The organism is Silvimonas sp. JCM 19000, assembly GCF_054652575.1.
Map to the genome: position 1 here is coordinate 15,251 of NZ_BAAIHC010000038.1, position 16,391 is coordinate 31,641.

General features: G+C 59.6%; 11 protein-coding genes. 5 read left to right on the forward strand and 6 right to left on the reverse strand.

Translation table 11 applies throughout. The features are described from left to right. Nucleotides 1-40: 40 nt before the first annotated feature. The gene (locus ACYQ1A_RS20670) at nucleotides 41-3,937 is read left to right on the forward strand and encodes an ATP-binding protein (RefSeq protein WP_499365547.1); all 3,897 of its coding nucleotides are present in this window, start codon (nucleotides 41-43) and stop codon (nucleotides 3,935-3,937) included. 242 nt (nucleotides 3,938-4,179) lie between these two features. Here ACYQ1A_RS20670 and ACYQ1A_RS20675 read toward each other — a convergent pair whose 3' ends face one another. Together ACYQ1A_RS20675 and ACYQ1A_RS20680 are read right to left on the reverse strand one after the other, a co-directional pair. After that, nucleotides 4,180-4,722 carry a hypothetical protein gene (locus ACYQ1A_RS20675; RefSeq protein WP_053939815.1) on the reverse strand — a complete coding sequence of 181 codons (543 nt, stop codon included), beginning with the start codon at nucleotides 4,720-4,722 and terminating at the stop codon, nucleotides 4,180-4,182. Between the two features lie 182 nt (nucleotides 4,723-4,904). After that, the gene (locus ACYQ1A_RS20680; protein ID WP_499365555.1) at nucleotides 4,905-5,819 is read right to left on the reverse strand and encodes an aspartyl/asparaginyl beta-hydroxylase domain-containing protein; all 915 of its coding nucleotides are present in this window, start codon (nucleotides 5,817-5,819) and stop codon (nucleotides 4,905-4,907) included. 275 nt (nucleotides 5,820-6,094) lie between these two features. On the opposite strand from ACYQ1A_RS20680, the gene ACYQ1A_RS20685 reads away from it, so the two are divergent. Continuing rightward, nucleotides 6,095-6,586, forward strand: a complete 492-nt coding sequence (locus tag ACYQ1A_RS20685) for a GFA family protein (RefSeq protein ID WP_499365559.1) — start codon at nucleotides 6,095-6,097, stop codon at nucleotides 6,584-6,586. Between the two features lie 29 nt (nucleotides 6,587-6,615). Here the strand turns inward: ACYQ1A_RS20685 and ACYQ1A_RS20690 are convergent, their stop codons facing one another. The 3 genes from ACYQ1A_RS20690 to ACYQ1A_RS20700 all read right to left on the reverse strand — a co-directional run bounded on the left by ACYQ1A_RS20690 (nucleotide 6,616) and on the right by ACYQ1A_RS20700 (nucleotide 10,487). Beyond that, a complete protein-coding gene (locus tag ACYQ1A_RS20690) occupies nucleotides 6,616-8,040 on the reverse strand; it encodes a UdgX family uracil-DNA binding protein (RefSeq protein ID WP_499365564.1) in 1,425 nt (474 codons plus the stop codon). A gap of 5 nt (nucleotides 8,041-8,045) precedes the next feature. Beyond that, nucleotides 8,046-9,278 carry a putative DNA modification/repair radical SAM protein gene (locus ACYQ1A_RS20695; protein WP_499365567.1) on the reverse strand — a complete coding sequence of 411 codons (1,233 nt, stop codon included), beginning with the start codon at nucleotides 9,276-9,278 and terminating at the stop codon, nucleotides 8,046-8,048. 111 nt (nucleotides 9,279-9,389) lie between these two features. Beyond that, the gene (locus ACYQ1A_RS20700) at nucleotides 9,390-10,487 is read right to left on the reverse strand and encodes a catalase family protein (protein ID WP_499365570.1); all 1,098 of its coding nucleotides are present in this window, start codon (nucleotides 10,485-10,487) and stop codon (nucleotides 9,390-9,392) included. Between the two features lie 167 nt (nucleotides 10,488-10,654). On the opposite strand from ACYQ1A_RS20700, the gene ACYQ1A_RS20705 reads away from it, so the two are divergent. Together ACYQ1A_RS20705 and ACYQ1A_RS20710 are read left to right on the forward strand one after the other, a co-directional pair. After that, nucleotides 10,655-11,452, forward strand: a complete 798-nt coding sequence (locus ACYQ1A_RS20705; RefSeq protein WP_499365573.1) for an SDR family NAD(P)-dependent oxidoreductase — start codon at nucleotides 10,655-10,657, stop codon at nucleotides 11,450-11,452. Between the two features lie 484 nt (nucleotides 11,453-11,936). Then, nucleotides 11,937-13,850 carry a carbohydrate-binding module family 20 domain-containing protein gene (locus tag ACYQ1A_RS20710; RefSeq protein ID WP_499365575.1) on the forward strand — a complete coding sequence of 638 codons (1,914 nt, stop codon included), beginning with the start codon at nucleotides 11,937-11,939 and terminating at the stop codon, nucleotides 13,848-13,850. Nucleotides 13,851-13,896: 46 nt separating this feature from the next. On the opposite strand, the gene ACYQ1A_RS20715 is transcribed toward ACYQ1A_RS20710, so the two are convergent. Then, nucleotides 13,897-15,003, reverse strand: a complete 1,107-nt coding sequence (locus tag ACYQ1A_RS20715) for a GGDEF domain-containing protein (protein WP_499365578.1) — start codon at nucleotides 15,001-15,003, stop codon at nucleotides 13,897-13,899. A 315-nt stretch (nucleotides 15,004-15,318) separates the two neighbouring features. Here ACYQ1A_RS20715 and ACYQ1A_RS20720 point away from each other — a divergent pair, with 315 nt between their 5' ends. Next, entirely contained in the window at nucleotides 15,319-16,278 is a 960-nt protein-coding gene (locus tag ACYQ1A_RS20720) for an NAD(P)-dependent oxidoreductase (protein WP_499365581.1), read from the forward strand. Nucleotides 16,279-16,391 lie beyond the last annotated feature (113 nt).

The following is a 16,391-nucleotide window of genomic DNA, read 5'->3' on the forward strand; positions in this document are numbered from 1 at the left end:
GTGTAGTAAAACCAAAGCAGTCTCTGTACCTGGTAATCAAATGACGAAGCTGAGTGCTGGCGCAAGCGCCGCTCTGGACCACGACGAATCCCTGGCCTTTATGCAGGGAGGCGGCGCGGTGGAGGCGCAAATGCGGGCGCTGGACTGGGCCGCCACCCCTTTGGGGCCTGCGGCACTGTGGCCGCAAAGTCTGAAAATGGCATTGGGCATCGTGTTGCCCTGCAGTTTTCCGATGCAATTGTGGTGGGGCCCGCAGCTGACCATGCTGTACAACGACGAGTTTGTGCAGATCCTCGGCGACAAACATCCGTGGGCGCTGGGCTCGCCGGTGGCCGAAGTATGGTCCGACGTCTGGCCGGTGGTGGGCTCGATGGTGCAACACGTCAAGGATGGCGGCAGCGCCGTGCAGGGCCGCGATCTGCAGTTGGTGATGACGCGCTTTGGCTATGCCGAAGAAACGTACTTTTCGTTTTCGTACAGCCCGGTGCGCGATGAGGGCGGCGCGGTGGCCGGCATTATCGTGCCGGTGATCGAGACCACGCCCAAAGTGCTGAGCGAACGCCGTCTGCGCGCCTTGCGTGATCTGGGGGCATTGCCGGATATCCGCGACTCCGCCTCGGTGATTGATGTGGCGATGAAAGTGCTGGCGGCGCATCCGCTCGATGTGCCGTTTGCCGCGTGTTATCAGATTGATGAGCACCAGGTTGCAACCCGGGTCGGGCTGGCGGGCATCGCGGCCGATAGCCCGCTGGCGCCGGCGCGGTTCCGGCTGGATGCGAGCGCGCCGTGGCCCGCCGCCGAGGCGTTGCAACTGGTGACCGGGCTGGCCTTCAGGCAGGTGGTCGCCGCTTTTGGCGAACACGCGCTGGCGCCATGGGATGCCCCCATCGAACAAGCCATGGTATTGCCGCTGCGGCTGGAAGGCTGGCAAGGCGTATTGATTTGTGGCGTCAGTCCGCGCCGTGCGCTTGATGCCGATTACCGAACCTGGTTTGACCTGATTGCCGGGCAGTTCGGCAACGCGCTCAACCACGCACTCAGCCACGAGCAAGCGCAGCAGCGCGCCGACCGCCTGGCCGAACTTGATCAAGCCAAGACGGTGTTTTTTTCCAATATCAGCCACGAATTCCGTACCCCGCTCACGCTGATGCAGGCCGCTACGCAAGAGCTGGCCACGCTGCCGCAAGCCGGATCGGCGGGCGAATCGCTGGATATGCTGGTGCGCAACCAGCAACGCTTGCTCAAGCTGGTTAACAGCTTGCTGGATTTTTCCCGTATCGAAGGCGGGCATCTGCCAATACAACGCCAGCCGCTGGATCTGGCCAGTTACACCGCCGAGTTGGCCGAGAGTTTCCGCAGCCTGATGGAGCAGGGTGGCCTGGTCTTGCTGGTGGATTGTCCGCCCTTGGCGCAGCCGGTCTGGATAGATCGCGGGTTGTGGGAAACCATCGTGCTGAACTTGCTCAGCAACGCCTTCAAATTTACCCTGGCCGGTACCGTCAGCGTGCGTTTGCATGCCGATGCCACGGGCGTGCAGTTGCAGGTGGTCGACACGGGCGTGGGCATTGCGCTGGATCAGCAGGCTTTGTTGTTCCAGCGTTTTCAACGGTTGGAAGGCAATGGCGGCCGCAGTTTTGAAGGCAGCGGCATTGGCCTGTCGATGGTGCATGAGCTGGTGCATTTACTGGATGGCCAGATCGAGGTGTATAGCCAGGTTGGCGTCGGCACCACCTTCAGCGTGCAGATGCCATGGGGCAACGCGGCCGAGACCGCGCCGCCCCGGGCTGAACCCGATCCGGTGCTGATGCGGCGCGCCTATGTCGAGGAGGCCGCCCAATGGCTGGATCAGGGGCCGCTCGAAGCCGAACCCGATGCCACCTTGCAATCCCGCGCCGCCGCCGATCTGATCCTGGTCGTCGACGATAATCTGGATTTCCGCCGCTGGCTGGTGCGCGTGCTGGCCAGCTCGGGTTATACCGTCATGGCCGCCAGCAACGGGCGCGATGCCTTGCGGCTGGCGCGAGAAACACCGCCGCGGCTGGTGCTGAGCGATGTAATGATGCCGGACATGGATGGCTTTGCCCTGATGCAGGCCCTGCGCGCCGAGCCGACGCTGGCGCTGGCGCCCGTGCTGTTGCTGTCCGCTCAGGCGGGCGAAGAGGCCCGCACCGGGGGCTTGCTCAAGGGGGCCGATGACTATCTGGTCAAGCCTTTCAGCGCGCAGCAATTGCTGGTGCGGGTGCGCGGCAACCTGCTGCAGGCCTATGCCCGCCAGGGCGCGGCCGAGGCCCTGCGCCAGAGCGAACAACGCTTTCGCGAAGTGGCGGACGCCGCGCCGGTGATGATCTGGGTGTCGGACGAGTCGGGTCTGCGCACCTGGTGCAACCGGCCGTGGCTGGCATTTACCGGGCGCAATCTGCCGCAGGAACTCGGCCATGGCTGGGCCGAAGGCGTGCATGCGGATGATGTGTCGCGTTGCCTTGCCGTCTATGCCCGCGCCATCAAGCAGCGCGAGCCGTTCCGCATGGATTACCGCCTGCGGCGTGCCGATGGCGAATTCCGCGTGATCGAAGATCATGGCGTGCCGCATATTACCGGCGATGGCCGCTTTGTCGGCTTTATCGGCTCTTGTGTGGATGTGACCCGCACGCGGATGTCGGAAGAAGCGCAGCGCCGCTTGAACGAAACGCTGGAAGTGCGGGTGCAGGCGCGCACCGAAGAACTGGCGGCGTCATATCGCTCGCTGCTGACGCAAATCCAGGAACGCGAACGCGTTGAAACCACGCTGCGCCAGATGCAGCGGCTGGAAGCGGTCGGCCAACTGACCGCGGGCTTTGCCCATGACTTCAATAATCTGCTGACCGTGGTGCTGGCCAACGCACGCCTGCTGGACCGGGTGGTGAGCGATGACACCGGCAAACGCCGCGTTGAAATGATCCGTACCGCCGCGGAGCGCGGCGCGCGCCTGGTGGCGCAGTTGCTGGCATTTGCCCGACGGCAAAAGCTGGAACCGCATGTGGTTAATCTGAACGAGACGCTGGCGGGGATGGCCGATTTGCTACAAAGCACGCTCGGCGGCATGAATCAGCTGGAACTGGCATTCAGCGAGGACCTGGCGCCAGCGCTGGTTGATATTACCCAGCTGGAACTGGTGGTGCTCAACCTTGCCATTAACGCCCGCGACGCCATGCCCAATGGCGGCGCGCTGCGGATTTCAACCAACAATGTTTCGGTGAATACCGACTTCAGCACGCAGATGGCATTGGCCGTGGGCGAATACGTGCGCCTGGCGGTGAGCGATACCGGTACGGGCATGCCGCCCGAGGTGGTGGCGCGGGCATTTGAACCTTTCTTTACCACCAAGGAAGTCGGCAAAGGTTCCGGTCTGGGCCTGGCGCAGGTGTATGGCTTTGCCCGGCAATCGGGCGGCACCGTCACCATCGACACTTCGCCGGGGCGCGGCACCACGGTGTCGGTGTTCTTGCCCGCCACGCAACAGGAAGGGGCCAGCCCGCGTGTCATCAACGTGCTGCCCGGCAGCGGCGGTAATGTGAGTGGCCAACAGCGGGTGCTGGTGGTGGACGACGACGACGATGTGCGCGAAGCCACCGTCGCCGTATTGCAGGATGAGGGCTACACCGTGGTGCAGACCGGTGATTGCACGGTGGCGCTGGAATTGATCGCCACCAACGACGACATCGACGTATTGGTCGCCGACTTTGCCATGCCCGGCATGAACGGGGCCGAACTGGCGCGCCGCGCGCGCATTCTGCAACCCGATCTGCCGGTGCTGTTTGTGACTGGCTACGCTGATCAGGTGTTGCTGGGCGACTGGAGCGCGGAACAGATCATGCAGAAACCGTTCCAGCCACAAGATCTGGCGGCCCGCATCAGCCGCTTGCTGGGCCATCACCGTGCACGCATGGCCAGCAGGTGAACCGTATAGGGTGGGACTCGGCGTCCCCGTCTTGACCCACCTGACAAAGTGGTATGCCAGGTATAACGACGTGGCCTATGGCTTTGAGTGGTGGGTCAAGACGGGGACGCCGAGTCCCACCCTATGCCAGCGGAGCCTGGCAAACAAAACAGCCCCAAATACAGCGGGTCTTAAACCACTGCCATTTGGGGCTGTTGTAGGGTAGTCAGGTTGCTGGCTGCGCTACAGCAGCCCGCACGCCATTACTGGTTGTATTGGGCCTTGGCTTCTTTCACGCAGCTATCCTTTTTGTCGCCAGCAAATGCATCGCATTTTTCCTTGGCCACTTTGTAGTCAGCGTCGTTCTTTTCCTGGTCAGCCTTGGCGGTTGCCTTGTAGCGATCCTTGTTGGCATCGATATCGGCCAGCGACTTATCGCGATCAGCCTTGGCGGTTTGCTTGCAGACGTCCTTGTTGTTACCGGCCAGACCGCCACACTTTTCGTCGGCTACGGCATAGGTCGACTTGGCGCGTTGTTTAGCGGCATCGCTACGGGCCTTGTCGGTGTTCTTGTCTTGGGCGTCGAGGTCAGCGACGGCGATATCGCGGTCGGCCTTGGCTTGTTCCTGGCACACGTCTTTGCCGTTGCCGGACAGCGACTTGCACTGGTCTTTGGCGGCGTCATAGCGTTGGTCGATGGAGTCTTTGCGCGTCTTGTATTCTTCGTGGGTCAGCTTGGCAAAGCTCACAGCCGGAGCAGCGATCAGTGCGGCAGCAATCAGCGACTGGATGGCGTATTTACGCATATTGTTCACCTTGTTTTTTATTGAAAAGAGTGGCTGGCATTGGCCAGTCCGTGAGATGAACTATACGTAGACGCGTCGATTCGCTAAGTCGTCCTCCGCACTAATACAGGGCAAGACCAGACATAAAAAAAGCGTAGGCCGCAACCTACGCTTTATGACTAATGAATATTTGTGGCTGGCGATTAAAGCCAGTAAATCAAAGCGATTACCGCCACTATCAACGCAATACGCGTGATTTTATATACGCGCGGATTCCAGCGTTTAAAACGCCGCCGTTGCTGACCCATCAAATCGGCATAGCGGAACAATTTGCTGATCGCGCCCACCTTGTCGCCGTCCTGATTGGGCGAAGCCGCCTGCGCCACCAGATTGCGCCCGATCCAGCCATTAAACGCCTGCATGATGCGGTTATTCATCGGGCGCTCAAGGTCAGCAAAGAAAATCAAACGGTCTTTACCGCTCTTGTTTTCTACCCAATGGATATAGGTTTCATCAAACACCACGCCTTCGCCATCGCGCCAGCTATAGCGCTCACCGTCCACCGAAATAAAACAGCGATCATCATTCGGCGTAATCAGGCCCAGGTGATAACGCAAAGAACCGGCAAAGGGATCGCGGTGCGGATTGAGTTTTCCGTCTACCGGCAAATAGGCAAACATCGCGGCTTTGATCGACGGCAAATCACGCACCAGCGCCACGGTTCTGGGGCAAAGCTGTTCCGCGCTGGGATGGCTGTCGCCATACCACTTTAAATAAAAACGCTTCCAGCCAAATTTAAAAAATGAATTGAAACCGGCGTCGTCATTGTGCTGGGCAGCGCGGATTTGCTGGGCGTTGTGCAAGGCTTCGGCTTCGGCGCGGATGACTTCCCAATGGGCCTGGATCACCTCCAGGTCTTTGAAATAACTGACCGGAATATAGGGCGTGGTCGGCACGCGGGAAAACAGATACATCAGCACGTTGACCGGCGCGACAAAGGCCGAGTGATCAAACAATTGCTTGAAGAACTTGTGGCGCTCGCGGCCACGAAAATGCACGTACAGCACAGACAATAAAATCGGCACCAGTATCAATGCCTTGAGTAACCATGACCCCATTGCGGACCCCACACCGGGCGCGCAGCACCGCGGTTCTAGCTATAAAACAGAAAGAGAAACCGCTCGGGTCATCAGCCTGAGCAATCAGCAGTTGATTGCTTATTTGATTGTACCGAACGAAATGATGTGATTTTAAGCCAGCCACGGCCTGATCACTAGTGCAAAAAGCCTGTACGCCGAAGGACGGGAACCCTGGTCTGCCCGGCGTTTCCCACCTGATGTTGCACCAGCCAGCCCGGCCTGGTCATTACCGAATCAAACCAAGGAGTGTTTTTATGCTGCTGGAAGGTTCCTGCCAATGTGGCGCGGTGTCGTTCAAAGTGGAGTCACCGCATCCTTATCCCTACCAACGTTGTTATTGCAGCATTTGCCGCAAAACCCAAGGCGGCGGCGGTTATGCCATCAATCTGGGGGCGCTGTACAACACGCTCGATATCAAAGGTAAAGCGCATATCAAGATGTATCACGCGCGAGTGCAGAATCCGGAGGACAAGCAGGCGCATATCAGTAGTGGCGAGCGGCATTTTTGTGGCGAGTGCGGTACCGCGCTGTGGGTGTATGACGCCGAATGGCCCGAGCTGGTGCACCCGTTTGCCTCGGCCATCGATACGCCGCTGCCCAAGCCGCCCGAGCACGTGCATATGATGCTGGAGTTCAAACCCGACTGGGTGGAGGTGGATTTTATGCCGCGCGACCAGAAGTTTTTGCGCTATTCCACCGAGTCGATTGCCGAGTTTCATGAGCGGGTGGGGCCAGGCAAGATGTAATGCATGCGGCGCTGGCGCTGGCGTAAGGGTCAGACCAGCGCCTTGAGCGCCGCCGCTGCCTGGCGCAGGTCAGCCACAAACTGCGCGTATTCCGCCGCTTTGGCCGCCGGGTCGGGCAGGCGCAGCAAGTACGACGGATGCACCGTCACCCAGACCTTGCGGCCGTCTTCCAGCGCGGTCCATTGCCCGCGATATTGTTTGAGCGTGGCACCATGCCCCAGCAGCGCTTGCGCGGCCGTGGTTCCCAAAGCCACCAGCAGCTCCGGCTTTACTGTAGCGATCTCGCTGTCCAGCCAATGTTGGCAGGCCGCCATTTCGCGTAATCCCGGTTTGCTGTGGATACGCCGTTTGCCGCGTAATTCAAATTTGAAATGCTTGACCGCATTGGTCACATACAGACTGCCCCGATCCAGCCCGGCTTCGTCCAGCGCGCGGTCGAGCAATTGTCCGGCCGGGCCGACAAAAGGCTGGCCGGCCAGATCTTCTTGATCGCCCGGTTGTTCGCCCACCAACATCAAGCGCGCCTTGGCATTCCCGGCACCAAACACCGTTTGTGTGGCGGGTTGCCACAGCGGGCAATCCTTGCAGTGCGCGGCTTGCTGGCGCAATTGGTCCAGCGTGCCGCTGTTGATCATGGGGGCTGCGGCCGGAGTCAGCTTGCGATGTTTGCGCGGATCGGTCGCGGCGTGGTCGACCATGCTTTGTGTGCGCGCCGCGGCACTGTTAATCAACGGCTGGATCAGCGTGGCCTCCGGCAGATTGCGCCAGTATTTGCGCGGCATCTCTGATTGCATCATCGCCACCTTTAGCCGGGCGGGATTAAAGATGCTCGCGTAATAAGTGCGCCATAAATCTTCGTTGGCGTCTTCGGCCGGTACGTCCGCTTTCTGGGCGCCGGGCAGCTCGTGTAATTGCTGGCCGTCCCAATGCACGCTGGTTTCTGGCGTCAGTATGCTCCAGTCCATATTGGCAAAACGCCGCGTAAAGAAGGGCGCGGTCGCCATCACGATATGGTGGGTGGGTTCAAACCACGCCATAAAGCGCTCGCCCGCCGCGGTATCGATCTGGCGAAAGCGGACAAAGGCTTTCATCTTGTGCATATCGCGCTGCACGGCCTTGGCCATGCCATGCGCGCGCACCACGTCGGGGTCGACGGCAATATCCAGCAATTGCGGTTGCTGGCGCAGGCGCCACAGCAAGCGGTACAAAAACGCAAAGCGATCGGCATCGGCATGCAGCGCCACGCGTTGGCATAGCTGCATAAACGTGCGCGACACCGAAAACTGCGGCGGATCGATAATCTCGTGCTGCAGCGGATCATCAGCAAACAAGCCACCATTGCTGCCGATGCACCACGCCACGTGCTCGGGCGCGACGCCATCAATGGCCATCTGCCGGGCTGCGGCGCGCCAGCCGGCAAAGTCGGTTTCATGCGCAAGGGTGACGATACGCATGGCGCTTAGCCAAACAGATCGGGCTGGACCGGCGGTGTACGCAATTGCGCGGCCAGGCTGGCGCCGTCCAGCGTTGCGCCTGGGCTGTGGCCCGGCAGCGTTATAAAGGGCAGGATTTTTTTGAGCGGTACGTGCAAACGCCCCAGATCATCGCTGCGTAAAGCGCGAACCCGGCGCGTGCTAAGAATGCGCTCCACCGCCTTGCTGCCCAGGCCCGGCACGCGCAACAGCATTTCGCGCGGCGCTTTATTCAGATCAACCGGAAAGCGCTCGCGATGGCGTAGCGCCCACGCCAGCTTGGGGTCCATATCAAGATCCAGCATGCCCGCTTTCGGATCGACAATTTCGTCGGCGCTAAAGCCATAAAAGCGCATCAACCAGTCGGCCTGATACAAGCGGTGTTCGCGCACCAGCGGCGGGGCCTTGAGCGGCAGGGCTTTGCTGGCGTCCGGAATGGGGCTGAAGGCGGAGTAATACACCCGGCGCAAACGGTAATTGCCATACAGATTGGCGCTGGTGGCCAGGATGGCCTGGTCATTGGTGGCATCGGCACCCACGATCATTTGCGTGCTTTGCCCGCCCGGGGCAAAGCGCAACGGTTTGCGTGCAGCCGGATTGGCGCGGCTTTCGCGGCTTTCGTCGATACGCCAACGCAAGCGCCCCATCGAGCGCCGGATTGCGCGGGCGTCTTTTTCGGGCGCCAGATCGCTCAGGCTTTGCTCGGTGGGCAATTCGATATTGATGCTGAGCCGATCAGCATAGCGGCCGGCTTCGGCCAGCAATTCTTCGCTGGCATCGGGTATGGTCTTGAGGTGGATGTAGCCGCGGAAATCGTGTTCTTCGCGCAGCACTTTGGCCACGCGCACTACTTGTTCCATCGTGTAATCGGCGCTGCGGATAATGCCGGAGCTTAAAAACAAGCCTTCGATGTAATTACGTTTGTAGAAATCGAGCGTGAGCTTGACCACTTCTTCCACGCTAAACCGCGCGCGTTGCACATTGCTGGACACCCGATTTACGCAATACAGGCAGTCGTACATGCAGTAATTGGTCAGCAGGATTTTAAGCAAAGAAATGCAACGGCCATCGGGCGCGTAGCTATGGCAGATGCCCATGCCTTCGGTACTGCCCACGCCACGGCCGTCTTTGGAATCGCGCTTGTCGCTGCCACTGGACGAACAGGAGGCATCATATTTGGCGGCGTCCGCCAGGACCTGCAATTTGATCTGGAAATCCATGTTGCTGCCTGCGGGGTGAGCAAAAGGAAAGCCATTTTAGTGAACGATCGTTCTATTATCAAAATTGGCCGACGCACGTCAGGGTGAAGGCAGCGCAGTGCCTGCGCACGCTCAATGGTCGGGAATCTCGTCGATGCTGCGCGGCTCGGTGGGCGCGCGGCCGTTCATTTCGCGACGGTACTGTGCCGACATCTGATAAGCCCGTTTGCGCGCGCGCATGATCTGGCCCAGCGGCCGATGCGCTTGCAAACCATGCCACGGGCTAAAGCTGATGACGTCCTGCGTCCATGCAACGCGCGCTGGATTAAAACTGTTCTGCCGCGCAAAGCGCAGCTCGGCCACGCTATGCCACGGGCTTTGCTCCTCCGGCCAGATGACCGAGGCGTCTTCTACCGGCATGATGGCCAGATCGCTACACAGCTGGACTTGCACCTCATACACCAGCTCATGCTCAGCACAGAACGCAGCCACGGCATCGCGCAGGGCCGACGGATGATCATGCATATTCAGCGCCTTGCCATGCAGCGCCTGCATCTCGGGCGTGGCCGGCACCACGCGTAATTTGGCCACGTATTCGCCATAGCGGATTGCTGCCATGGTGGAAAACCATTCGCCCAGAATATGGGTTTCTGGATGGCCAAACGATGCCAGCGTGCTGCTGTCCTGGCCGATCGCATGCAGCAGGGCGTTGGTGCCGCGCGCGGTGGTCGAGACGGCTTGTTTGAGCGCGTCCGGATCGTTGGCGTGTTTTTCCAGCAACTGCATTTGCTTGAGAAACTCCGCCGCCGTGCTGACCGAAAACGCCAGCCCGTTGACCATGACAAAATCTTGCGTCGACTCCCCCTCATGGCCGTCGAGTTTGGCGCCGGGCACGCCCAGAATCTTCAGAGCCAGACCGCGCGGGGTAGAAATGCTGTCGGCGAGAATATCGCCGGGCGTTGTTGAATACCGCGCCAGCACGGAAAAGACGCCCGGTACGGCAAACACGCCTTGTGCCAGATGGCGCGGCAGATCATTGCGCACCACCAACTCGCCTTTGAGCACGCCATGCGTCTTGGCATGCACGCTGCGTACGGCATGCTGGTAGCGCTCGAACATGATGGTGCTGATGTGATGCATGCTGGCGGCAATGGACTGGAAGGTTTGCTCCTCGTCCGGAGCGATCTGTTCCACGCTGGCATCAAACAACACATAGCGAGTGGTCATCATTTGCGCTTCCGATCATCAATAATGGATAGCGTCGATTGTGCGAGGCGAGCCTGGCATTGCGTATAAGCCCGTCCCGCTTGCGTAGGTAGGAAAGCCGGGCTGCGCTGTCAGTGGGCCGCCCACAATATTGCGTTTCTGTGCTGTTCAACTTTTTCCAGGAGTACACGATGCAGATTGATCTGACAGGCAAGACCGCGTTGGTGACGGGTTCGACCACGGGCATAGGCTATGCCATCGCAGCCGGACTGGCGCAGTCGGGCGCGGCCGTCGTTATTATCGGGCGCGATGAAAGCCGCGTGGTCGCCAGCGGGCAAACACTGCGGGAGTTGGCACCCGCGGGGGCGTCGATTTCTGGCGTGGCCGCCGATCTGGGCACGGCGGAAGGCTGCGCGGCGCTGATCGCTGCAGTGCCCAAGGTGGACATCCTGGTCAATAACGTCGGCATTTTCGGGCTCAAGCCGTTTTTTGAAATTGATGATGCCGAATGGCAACGTTTCTACGACGTGAACGTGATGTCAGGCGTGCGGCTGTCGCGGCATTACCTGCAGCCGATGCTGCAACAGGGCTGGGGCCGGGTGATTTTTCTGTCGTCCGAATCGGGCGTCAACATCCCGGACGATATGCTGCATTACGGCTTTACCAAAACGGCCATGCTGGCGATTTCACGCGGCCTGGCCAAACTGGCGCGCGGCAGCGGCGTGACCGTTAATGCGGTGCTGCCCGGCCCGACCTTGTCGGAAGGCGTGAGCAATATGTTGTCGGATGAGGTGGCGCGCAGTGGTCGTAGTGTTGAGGCAGTGGCCAAAGAGTTTGTGCAAACGCAACGCCCCAGCTCCATCATCCAGCGCGCCGCCACTACCGAAGAAGTGGCGAACATGGTGGTTTATGCGTGCTCGCTGCAGGCTTCGGCCACCACCGGCGCCGCTTTGCGCGTCGATGGCGGGGTGGTCGAGTCCATCATCTAAGCACGCTTGATCCGGCGACGGCCCGCGTCGCCGCGCCGTGGTGTCTGCAGGTTCGCCCCGTACGGTTATGCCGACGGGGCGAATTTTTTGTATCCGCCATGCGCTGGTTTTGTATCTGGTGTGTAAACCGGTTTGAAACGTCCTCTGTAGTTTTGTTTCGGCTATTACGCGCTAGCGCACCGCCCATCGGTTGTACACGTGTTGAACCCGCGGGCTGAACCGCGCATTTTACCGCCGTTTTAAACGCCTGCAGCCCAAGGCCTGCCTGAGTCAGCGCCCGTTTCAGCACACGGTGATGTAGGCAGGATGTGGCTTTTTGTGTAGTTGAATACGCGCTGTTTCATGGCATAGGCTACGCTGCGAATCCAAACCGGTTTGGCGACGACCAGAACGGCGGATTTTTGCGGGGCTTTATGGAGAGGCCCTTTGATTCCAGCAAACAGCAAGGGCGCATGCCGCCAGCAACAAAAAGGAATGAGCAAAAATGCGATTCAGACTCACAGTCTTCAGTTCCATCCTGTCTCTGGCCCTGGCCGCCTGCGGGGGCGGTGATGGCGCCACCACCAGCATCGCCAGCAGCCAGGCCGCCACCACCTCATCGTCCTTTAATGCCAGCGGCGCTTCGGTGCAGCTGTTTCATTGGCGCTGGGCGGATATCGGCAAGGAATGTACCGACTTTATCGGCCCCAAAGGCTACGGCGCTGTGCAGATTTCGCCGCCGCAGGCCACCAAGATTGCGGGCGCGTGGTGGGACATCTATCAACCCGTCAATTTTGGTTCGCTCACCAGCCGTATGGGCACCGAGGCGCAACTGAGCGCCATGATCGCCAGCTGCCATGCCGCGCATGTCCGCGTATACGCCGATCTGGTGGTCAACCAGATGGGCCTTGATTCCAGCAACACGTATAGCGCAACCGACGGGTCAAGCTGGAACAAGGACACGCTGACCTATCCGCAATTCAGCAGCGCCGATTTCCATAGCGCTTGCGACATCCAGTCCAGCGACTATGGCACGCCGGGCAATCGCAACAACGTGATGTTGTGTCGTCTGAACGGCATGCCCGATCTGGCCACCGAAAGCAGCTATGTGCAGGGCGTGATTTCGACTTATATGAAGAAATTGCTGGCGCTGGGCGTAGATGGTTTCCGTATCGATGCGGCCAAACACCAGCAACCGGGTTCGCTCAACACGATACTCAATACGGTCAAAGCCGCGTACCCGACTACGCTGGCTGGCGAAAGCATCTGGGTAACGCAAGAGGTGATCCCGGATGGCAATGTGGTGCGCTCCGACTATTACCAGAACGGCACGCTGAACGAATTCCAGTTCACCTACGCCATGCGCGATGTGTTCCGCAATAACAATGGCCTGAACCTGGCATCGATCCCGACCGTGATGGGCACGCCGGGGAACTGGGGCGGCACATGGGGCTTTGTGCAACCGGCGTATGCCACCGTGTTCGTCAACAACTGGGACACCGAACGTAGCGGCACCGATTCGCTCAATGCCAGCAACTACACCGGCGCCACCAACGATAGCTCAGGCACCAAACGCTACGATCTGGCCAATATCTTTATGTTGGCGTGGCCCTACGGTGAAGCCATGGTGCATTCCGGCTACCGCTTTACCACCTCGGACCAGGATGCCCCGACCGCCAGCCCGTATGACAGCAGCGGCAATGCGCAAATCAACGTTAACTGGGACTTCATCCATCGTTGGAGCGATATCGCCAATATGGTTGGCTTCCGCACCGCCACCAGCGGCCAGGGCGTGAGCAACTGGACCACCGGCACGGGCAATCAGATTGCCTTCAGCCGTGGCGCGGTCGGCTTTGTCGCCATCAATAACGACACCAGCGCGTGGACCAAAACCTTCCAGACCGGCTTGCCCGCAGGCACCTACTGCAACGTGGTACACGGCCTGGTTTCCGGCACCAGCTGCGCCAGCGATAGCGTAACCGTAGACAGCAGCGGCAATGCCACCATCACCCTGCCAGCCAACGGGGGTAGCACGGTGCCAGCGGTTGCAATCTACACCGGGCAAAAACTGGGCAGCAGCACGTCCACCGGTAGCGGCACGTGCACGGTGACGTTCAGCATTGCCAACGCCAACACGACTTACGGCCAGAATCTGTATGTCGTCGGCAATCAGACCGCACTGGGCAGCTGGACGCCAGCCAGTGGCTACGCGCTGACCATCCAGGGTAGCGGCGCTAACGCCACCTGGTCCGGCAGTGTCAGCCTGCCCGCCAGCACGGCGGTGCAATATAAATACATCAAATGGGATGGCAGCACGGCCACGTGGGAAAGCAATCAATCCACCACCAGCGGCAATCGTGAATTCACGACGTGCAGCTCGGGCACAGCGACCCAGGCGGACGGCAGTTTCAAATCCTGATGTAATGCGGTGCGCAAGGCAAAACCGGCCATTAAGGCCGGTTTTTTTATGCAGTGACCGCGCCAAGTATCCGGTTGCGGCCGGTTTGTTTGGACTGGTACAGCCAGTGATCGGATCGCGCCACAAATGCCTCAATGGATTCGCCGGATTGCCACACCGCAATGCCCGCGCTGAGGGTATAGCGCACGATCTGCTCGCCCGCCCGATAACGCCGCGCTGCCACTTGCTCGCGCAAGCGCTCGGCCATAACAGCCGCGGCGGCGGCATCGCTATCCGGCAACAGAATGCCGAATTCCTCGCCGCCCAGACGCCCGATGTAATCGCCATCGCGCACGCTGGCCTCGGCCAGCAAAGCAAAATCACGCAGGATGGCATCGCCAGTAGGGTGGCCATATCGATCATTGATCGCCTTGAAATGATCGATATCGATCATCACCAAAGCGAGCGCGCGGCCATGACGTCCGGCCCGCGCCATTTCCCGCTGCGCCTGCTCAAAAAATGCTTTGCGCGATAACACGCCGGTCAAAAAGTCGCGATTGGCGATCTGCTCGGCCTGGCTCAACAGGGTGTCATGCGTCATCACCACGGCCCCCATGGTCAGCCCCGGCATGATCAAAGCCCCCAAAGACAAGAACACCAAGCTGCTGAACGAACCGTCGAGCAACAGCGGCACGTTTTCCGGGCGTTGCAGATAGACAAAGCCGCGCACGGCATAGCCAACCGCAAACGCCAGGGCCAGCACCGCAGTCAGCATATGGCCATGGGTGGCGCGGTGAACCGGGCGATGTTTCAGTATGGTGTAACCAATCATGGTGCTGAGCACACCATGCACCACCGACATAAACGCCACCCGCAAATTCATGTAATCCACCGGATATCGCAAAAGCGGAATCACCAGGGCGACCAGGGCGACGGTGGCGATCATGCCGGGCCACGGCACATCGAGGCGGAAAAAACGGCGGCAACCGGCATAGAACAAGCAAATCGCCAGGGCCAGTAGCGCATTCGCCATGCTGTAGCCGATCCACAAAGGACCGGAGGCCTGGCAGAGATAACAAGCCAGTGCCACGATTTCCAGCACAATCGCCCAGGTCCATTCACGTATGCCAGGCAGCCGGCTACGACGCAGCGACAACATGACCAACAGCATCATGGTGCAAAGCAAGGCGGTAATGACAAGCAGATTGGCTGGGCTGAGCATGGGTCAAGGCGCGGGCGGGAACAGGCATTCTAGAGAAGGCTTATGTCTATGTCATTGTCGCGAATGAATCCGGACCGGCACGGCGCTATACAAATGCACCAGCTCGCGCACGCGCGCGTTATACAAAGCCTGATTCGCACAGCTGGTCGGCGGCCGTCCCGAAAAGGGTGCCACCTTTTTTTCTGCTTGCCGGAAACCACCGCGCGCGCGTTAAGCTCATACCTTCCAATATTCATCCATGGGAACAGTGCCGTGACTCAGCGCGTAGTGGTTTACAAGAGCTTGCCCGAAGATTTGCTGGCGCAATTGCAGGCGCGCTTTGTGGTTACACAGGTCGACGAGGTCGATGCAGATGGGCCGTTTGCCCAGGCCATGGCAGAAGCCGATGGAGTGATCGGTTCAGGCCTGAGCCTGAGTGCAGCTGTGCTGGATCAAGCGACGCGCCTGCGAACGGTAGCAACCGTCTCCGCAGGTTTTGATCAGTTCGATGTGCCTGACCTGACCCGCCGCGGCATTCTATTGAGTCATACACCTGCCGCTCTTACCGAGACCGTCGCCGATACCGTCTTGATGCTGATGTTGATGACGGCGAGACGGGCCATAGAACTGGTCGATCAGGTCCGGGATGGGCGTTGGCAAGGCTCGATCGGGCCGGAATGTTATAGCTCCGACGTGCACGGTAAATCGTTAGGCATCGTGGGTATGGGGCGGATCGGTCTGGCGGTAGGTAAACGCGCTCACTTTGGCTTCGGCATGAATGTGCTCTACCACAACCGCAATCAACATCCCGCCGCCGAACAAGCACTGCAAGCAAAATGGCTGCCGCTCGATGAGCTGCTGCAAAAATCCGATTTTGTTTGTGTGCTGTTGCCCTTGAGTGCGGAAACCGAAAAGCGCTTCAGCACGCGTGAATTTGCATTGATGCAATCGCATGCCTTTTTTATTAATGCCGGGCGGGGCAGGGTTGTTGATGAGGCTGCCTTGATCGCGTCGTTGCAAGCGGGCCAGATCGCAGGCGCGGGGCTGGACGTGTTTGAGCGCGAACCGCTGGATGCAGCTTCGCCGCTATTGCAACTGCCGCAAGTGGTGGCGCTGCCCCATGTAGGTTCGGCGACGCATCAGACGCGCTATGACATGGCCGCATCGGCAGTGCGCAATCTGATTGACGCGCTCGAAGGGCGTACACCTGAATTTGTGGTCAATCCAGGCGCGTGGACGACCCGATAAGCAATGGAAAAGGAGCGCGATATGCGCAGTTATATTGAGCACAACTAAATCGGTTTGAAGATATTATAAAAATATCTCGTTCTTGATCAGGTGTTTAGGTGAGCGCGGAGTAC